The organism is Acidimicrobiia bacterium (assembly GCA_016650365.1).
Lineage (GTDB): Bacteria > Actinomycetota > Acidimicrobiia > Spongiisociales > JAENVV01 > JAENVV01.
The window spans coordinates 1-6,749 of sequence record JAENVV010000292.1; the positions used below are offsets into that span (position 1 = coordinate 1).

Sequence of the window (6,749 nt, forward strand, 5' to 3'; positions counted from 1 at the left end):
GCGAACAACGCCAACCTCTTCCGGTTGCTGCGGGGAGAGGGAGCTGGCAGTACACCCGAGTTCCGACGGGCGATCCAAAAGGAAATCGACCGCTTCGCCGACGACCTTGCCGACGACCTCCGTCGTGAAGCGAAAGCCACCAACCGGCCCATCGCCAACATCGACCTCGCCGCCCAAGCAATGGTGACCGTGGCATTCAATCTGGGGGCGGCCGCCATCGATCTTCCACCCGAAGAAAGAGAAGAGGTCAGGCAGCGAATTATCGTCGAGGTCCGCATGATCATGCGCGGCGCCCAGGCTATGGCAGGACCGAAGACCAAGTAGGGCCACTCAGCCGATCTCGGGGATGCACGCGCTCGGGTCTTGCATATGTCAGCGACGATCCAAAAAGAAAACGTCCCCGTTTGCCGGGGGCTTCTTGGTGTCGGAGGGGCGACTGCAACCCCAAGTACATGCGACCCGGGGGAGGCATGGTTTGTCGCCGCGTGAGGTGGTGGGCGAATCTACATCTTGAGTCAGGAGTGTCGTTGGCTCCGAGTCCGTGCTCATGAGCGCTCTAGCCGCGTTGATGAGGACATGGAGACCGCATTAAGCACGATTCTGCATGTCACAATGCGCGATGACAGCATCGCATCGGCAGAGAGCCAACCCGGAATCGAACCTACCCTCTTAGTTCTCGTTGCTTGAGGTCATCCACAAACTCATCGTCAGCCGCACCTAGAGTCGGTCACCTGCTTGATCCTGAGAATCGTCACGGTGACTTTGCCTGCGCCTCTCGGAGATACGCGATAAGCATCTGGATCTGTTCTTCACCGAGCGTCCCTCCGAAGGCCGGCATCTCATCTTCGCCCTCGCGAATACGCTTCGCAATACGAGCATCCGAATCTTCAGCCGCTTCCGTTCCGACACCAAGTGCGGGTATACCCTCGCCGCCTTCGAGCTGGAGTCCGTGGCAACGCGAGCAGCCAAGCACAAAGATGTCGCGTCCTGTAAGTCCCTCCGCTGCCAACGGATAGCGCCAGCTTGAGTTGTCGATGGCCACGTCTTCGAGGGACCGTAGGTAGGTCGCCACCGCCCGGATCTGCTGGGAGGTCAACGGCCCGTTGTTGTCGATCGAGTATCCGACCATTTCGGAGCCGGGAGTGCCGAGCGACACGAAATGAACAATCTGGTCGTCGGTCACCATCCCCAAGAACTGCTGTGTTGCGAGAGCCGGTGCGGTACCACCTCGCCCCTCGGCGCCGTGACAGCTCGAACAGTTGAACTCGAAAATCTGTGAGCCCAGCGCGGCTTGGCTGTCGATCTGCTGGGCCCTAGCAGCCGTGCGTGCCGCTGGTTCGTACCACCGATACAGAGGAAAGGCGAGTACGAACAGGCCCATAAGCACGAGACCCACGAACATCCACCGGTCGGTGGAAGCCTTTAGTTCGGCGTCCCCGGAATGGTCGACCACTAGGCCTCCCCACTACAACTCGGACCACGTTTCGGCTCGTCAATTGTTTCCTGGCCGGGACTCTGGCCGGCGATGACCTGGCCGGTGTCGATGAGGACGACGCCATCGGTGACCTCGACTCCGAATTGCTGCATTCCCGTTGGCGAAGGACCTGATCGGAGTTCGCCAAGCCGATTGAATGTCGATCCGTGGCACGGGCATTCGAATTCTCCCGAACTCTCACACCACGAAACCCGACAACCCAGGTGCGGACAGCGCTGCCACAAAGCCACGACTGTGTCGCCATTGCGTGTCAAATACGATTGCGCCTCACCGACGAATACTGCGGTTTCCGCAGATACATCTGCATCCCTCATCGCTTTGATCACTCCGCCGAGTCCGCCCTCGACCCGGGCACGGAGAACATCCCAAGACGTCCAGCCTCCCGCAACGCCGATCAGGCCGGCTGCGAACTGCCAACCTCTCGTCAAAAACTCTCTACGGCCAAGGCCTCTCATAATTCACCGTGCCATTCAATCCATGGCCAAACCCAACCCCAGTTCGGTCCACGGAACGCGAAACCGATCACCGTTAGGACGATCCAAGTGACGAGGAAGATTGTGAAGGTCCAGACCGCCACCTTGCGGCGCCCCGGAAGCCGTTCCGGCGAACGATCGAGATAGGGCAGGGCGATCATGCCTCCCACGATTGCGGTGGGTACGAGAATTCCCGCAACGAGAGGATGGAAGTGGCTCAGCAACTCTTGCAGAGCGGCGAAATACCAGGGAGCTTTCTCGGGATTCGGCGTAAGCATGGGGTTGGCGACATCTCGCAACGGAGCGTCGAAAGCCAAGGCCGTGACCATGACGACCAGAAGAACCGCAACTCCGACTACCGCGTGGCGCACGAGCAGATGTGGCCACACCATGACAAGGTGTTGATCGCCAGGCACCTTGGTATCCCCAACCGGGGGTAATCCAGGCACGATTCCGAGTAGCCGGCGGCCCTCCGTAACTTGAGGTTCAGATTCCATCGGGGTGCACCTCCTCTTCGACCTGATCCAGCATTCCGTCTTTCCGCCATCGCCAAAGGTGAATCATGAATAGGCCAAGAACCAGCACTGGCAGTACCACGACGTGGAGCACATAGAAGCGCAACAAGGTCTCAGAGCCGACCTGGGAGCCACCCAGGAGGGTTTCTCGGACGGGTCCTCCAATAAGCGGCACGAAATCGGCCATCGAGGTACCCACAGTCACCGCCCAATAGGCCAACTGATCCCATGGCAAGAGGTAACCAGTAAACGACAGGAGCAGCGTCAGCACCAGCAGAACCACGCCAATCACCCAATTGAATTCCCTCGGAGACTTATAGGCGCCCCGATAGAAGACCCGGGCCATATGAGCTGCCACAGCCAGGACCATAAAGTGAGCTGACCACCGGTGAACGTTGCGGATGAACTGGCCAAACGGGACCTCCACCTGAAGTCGCTGAATGTCCCCATAAGCAGAGGCCGGGGATGGCACATAGAAGAACATGAGATACACGCCAGAGACGACCAAGGATCCCAACAACACAGCCGAAATGACACCCAGATACCACGAGTACCGAAACCCGATCTCTTCTTTGCGCACCTTGACCGGATAGATGTGGAGCACGAAGCTCGCCCAATGGGCGGCCGCCCGGTCGCGAGGCGTCACCCGGTCTGGCACCCGAAAGACCGATCGACCGATGGTGGTATGTCGAAATGGCGTGCGCCCCTTCACGAATTTGCTCCTTCCAGATCAGGTATGGCGAGGACTCCAATCCCAGACCACACACTCATCGACAGTGCGTTGGTCGGGCAGCGGTCGATGCAGAGACCGCAGCGGATGCATCTCGATTCATCGAGGAACAGAGCCGTCGTTCGCTGGTGTTTCGGCTCGATATCGGAGGCCGGAACAAGCGAGATTAGATCGAACGGACAGACGTCGACGCACAACCCGCATAGAACACATAGCTGGGCGTTCAGTTGGATGTTGGCGAAACAGCGTAGGCACCGACTGGCCTCTGCTCTCGCCTGGGATTCGGTAAACACCTGCTCGACCTCGCGCAGGCCGATGCGACGGTCACTGGGAAGAGAATCCACTGGCACACGCTGAACGCGGTCGTAGATGTCGCTGGTCCGTCGGGAGTCAACGAAGTTGACCATTTGGCCAATTGGAGGCTGGATCGCCTCACCTCCAAAAGAGCGATGAATGGACGCAGCCGCGGTTCGGCCATTGGCGATCGCATCGATCAAGTTCCGCGGTCCGTAGGCAGCGTCGCCGCCCGCCCAGACGCCCTCGAGGGACGTCGCTCCCGAAGCCGGGTCCGTCTCGATGGTTCCCCGCGGGGTCATTTCGGGTCCATTTTCGCCAAGCGCCCCAAGATCGACCGCCTGACCGATAGCCAGGATGACAGTGTCAGCCGGAAATTCGCGAACGTCGCGCGGATCGAAGACGGGATTGAACCTACCTGTCTGATCGAACACCGACAAAACTCCCACCGTGGCAAGTCCCGTGGCGGCCCCCTCCTCCACCTTAACGTGGAGAGGACCACGTCGATGTACGAAGTGGATTCCTTCTGTCATCGCTTCCTCGATTTCAAAACCGGCCGCCGGCATTTCGGCGCGGCTTTCCAGCGAGATCACGGTCACATCCTTGGCTCCGGCTCGTATGGCAGACCGAGCAACATCGACGGCTTCGGTGAAGGCAGCTGCACTCTCACCCGAGGGAACTTCGCTCCCGGTCGTGGCTCGGCTCGCTTGCTCGTATACCGAGGCTCGTAAGGCGGTTCGGGCGGCGTCCATTGCCACATTCCCGCCGCCAACTACTACGACTTTCTCCCCCACATCGACTCGAAACCCCTGGTTGATGTTGATGAGGAATTCGATCGCCCGAAAGACCCCGTCGGCGTCGTGCCCAGGAATGTCTAGCCCTCGCCCCAATGTCGCACCAAATGAGAGAAATACGGCATCATGAGCATCCCTGAGTTCGTCCAAGGTCACCTGCACGCCCAATCGGGAGCCGAGACGAACGGACACACCGAGGTCGGTGATCGCCTTTATCTCTGCGTCAAGGAGCGCACGATCGAGACGGTATTCGGGGATACCGAGACGCATCATCCCCCCTAGAGACTGGGCTGCTTCGTATACAGTCACCTGATAGCCCCACTGACGGAGGTCATGGGCCGCTGCTAGTCCGCCCGGTCCTCCGCCAACGATGGCTACCGATTCAGGCCGCTCCATCATGGGGCCTTCGCCGGGAACCTTCCACGAATGGGTCAGTCCTGCCTCAACGCCGTACTTCTCTGTCACGAATCGCTTCAATGCTCTGATGGCGATGGGCTCATCAATAGCACCCCGCCGGCAAGCGTCCTCGCATGGAGCCGCACACACCCGACCGCACACCGACGGGAAGGGGTTGGGCAGGCGGGCGGTGAGATAGGCCTCCCTGTCCATACCTTCGGCGATTGCCGCCACGTACACGCCGGCGTTGGTGTGCACCGGACAAGCTGCCAGGCAGGGAATGTTGCGGTCGTAGTATTCGAGCGGATCCACTAGATCTTTCCCCAGCCCTGGTACCGCCGCAGAGCGATCATACCGAACCCGAGACCGACTGCCCACGTCCCGGACGCTATGAGATCTTTACCGACTCGGCCGATCCCAGCCAGTGGCTCTGTGCGGAGCACGAAATCGGGAAGCCAGACGGTTGCCGTCACGAAGTACGCGACGATGAGCATCGCCAGAACGAAAGCTCTGAGAGTGCTCACGCCGCGCATCTCCTCGGTCGTTCCATCACCCACTGATTAGGACTTCGATCCAGCCTTGGTTAGAGGATTGGACGTGTTCTGGGTCGTCCCATCCCTCGGGGCTGTTGTCAGCGTCCCAATAGGCCACCGCCATCAACGCAGAGCCTCCCACAGTGAACTGGGCATCTTGGGAATCACCAGTCTGTAAGGGACGCCGCATTTCAAACGTCCAGGTTCCGTCACCGCTATCGACCGGATTACTGTGCGTGAACACCCCGAGCAGACTGTTCTCGGCTCCGGTCCCTTCCGGGCCCTCAGTGTCACCGTCGTCGTAACGTTCCTCGGGATCGGTCGCGAACTCATCATCGAAGTTGCAGGCTGGGTCATTGCCCGGCGCCACCTCATCGACACTTGACACGGCGCCACCCTGACTCTCACCCAACGCGCACTGCAGCTCCCAATGCCAAATATCGACCATGCCCATGCTAGGACCCTCACCGTCTTCGGCGTCAGTACCCATATGCGGGCCCGCCTCAGACTCGATCGCCCACATCACCGACGGTGCCCCAGTCAAGTGCAGCTGGTCAGCGACCCAGTCGTAATCATCATCGATCGTCATCAACACATACAAGAACTCGTCATCATGGGCTACCTTGACCGAAGCATCATGGGGAGTGACTCCCTCACCCTCGATCGGTTCCAACACCATGTCCAAACCGGCAATCGAATCCCAATCAGACGCATCACCATCCACCGTGATCGACGCCACCACCGCCTCCACCGAACGACCCTCGGACTGCTCAGCGGGCTCAGTGGTCACCGGTGGGTCGGTAGCCGACGGCGCTTGACTCGTCACCGTGGTCTCAGCTTGGGGTTGAGTCGTAGCCTCATCCACCGGTTGGGGTTGAGTTGTAGTCTCATCCACCTGGCTGGCCCCACACGCCACAAGGAAAAGAACGAAGGTCGCAAATACCGTTAGCCATCTCACTTTACGCACGGGTTCTCCTGCACTCGACAATGGCCCAAAGCGTACGGGGTGTTGTGAGACCCGACCAGGGCCACCCATCAGGTACCGTCCCGTCAATCGGAAGGAGAATTTGGGCCTAAAGACCCTGGTGACACTATGAGATAACACCCATACGAAACGCGATCGCCACGGCTTCGGAACGCCCGGTGGCTTGAAGAGCCTTGAAAATCCGCTGCATGGCAGCCTTGACTTCCCCCACCGGCATCGCTAGCTCGGAGGCAATCTCACGATTGCTCATCCCCCCAGCCACCATTTTCAGAATCCGGCAGTCCTCAGGTGAGAGATCAAGGGTCGGTTGGTGACCCGTATGATCGCTTAGATGACGGACGAATGATTCGGCGAGCTGCCCCTGCAGATATGAGCCACCTTCGCCGACCCGCTTGATGGCAGCAATCATCTCGTCACGACCCGCACTCTTCAGCAGATACCCGCTCGCCCCGTGCCCGATGGCGCTCAGGACCAGGTTCGTATCTTCATACATTGTGAGCATTAGAACGGCCATATTCGGCCACCGGCCTTTTA

9 protein-coding genes are annotated in these 6,749 nt (G+C 59.6%); 1 reads left to right on the forward strand and 8 read right to left on the reverse strand.

From position 1 onward, the window contains the following. A partial coding sequence (locus JJE47_16490; protein MBK5269020.1) for a DNA-binding transcriptional regulator FabR occupies positions 1–324 on the forward strand: 324 nt, incomplete at its 5' end. Positions 325–751: 427 nt separating this feature from the next. Here JJE47_16490 and JJE47_16495 read toward each other — a convergent pair. From JJE47_16495 to JJE47_16530, 8 genes are all read right to left on the reverse strand, one after another. Continuing rightward, positions 752–1,453, reverse strand: coding sequence for a c-type cytochrome (locus tag JJE47_16495; protein ID MBK5269021.1), 702 nt, complete (start codon positions 1,451–1,453; stop codon positions 752–754). Next, positions 1,453–1,923 (reverse strand): Rieske 2Fe-2S domain-containing protein, encoded by a 471-nt coding sequence (locus tag JJE47_16500; GenBank protein ID MBK5269022.1) that lies wholly within the window; start codon positions 1,921–1,923, stop codon positions 1,453–1,455. Before JJE47_16500 ends, JJE47_16495 begins: the two co-directional genes overlap by 1 nt. Positions 1,924–1,946: 23 nt before the next feature. Beyond that, the gene (locus tag JJE47_16505; GenBank protein MBK5269023.1) at positions 1,947–2,465 is read right to left on the reverse strand and encodes a menaquinol oxidoreductase; all 519 of its coding nucleotides are present in this window, start codon (positions 2,463–2,465) and stop codon (positions 1,947–1,949) included. Next, positions 2,455–3,195, reverse strand: a complete 741-nt coding sequence (locus JJE47_16510; GenBank protein MBK5269024.1) for a cytochrome b N-terminal domain-containing protein — start codon at positions 3,193–3,195, stop codon at positions 2,455–2,457. Before JJE47_16510 ends, JJE47_16505 begins: the two co-directional genes overlap by 11 nt. Then, a complete protein-coding gene (locus tag JJE47_16515) occupies positions 3,192–5,009 on the reverse strand; it encodes an FAD-dependent oxidoreductase (protein MBK5269025.1) in 1,818 nt (605 codons plus the stop codon). Before JJE47_16515 ends, JJE47_16510 begins: the two co-directional genes overlap by 4 nt. Beyond that, the gene (locus tag JJE47_16520) at positions 5,009–5,221 is read right to left on the reverse strand and encodes a hypothetical protein (GenBank protein ID MBK5269026.1); all 213 of its coding nucleotides are present in this window, start codon (positions 5,219–5,221) and stop codon (positions 5,009–5,011) included. The genes JJE47_16515 and JJE47_16520 overlap by 1 nt, the downstream gene beginning before the upstream one ends. 25 nt (positions 5,222–5,246) lie before the next feature. After that, positions 5,247–6,020 carry a hypothetical protein gene (locus JJE47_16525; protein ID MBK5269027.1) on the reverse strand — a complete coding sequence of 258 codons (774 nt, stop codon included), beginning with the start codon at positions 6,018–6,020 and terminating at the stop codon, positions 5,247–5,249. Between the two features lie 301 nt (positions 6,021–6,321). After that, positions 6,322–6,729 (reverse strand): response regulator transcription factor, encoded by a 408-nt coding sequence (locus JJE47_16530; protein ID MBK5269028.1) that lies wholly within the window; start codon positions 6,727–6,729, stop codon positions 6,322–6,324. Positions 6,730–6,749: the final 20 nt, after the last annotated feature.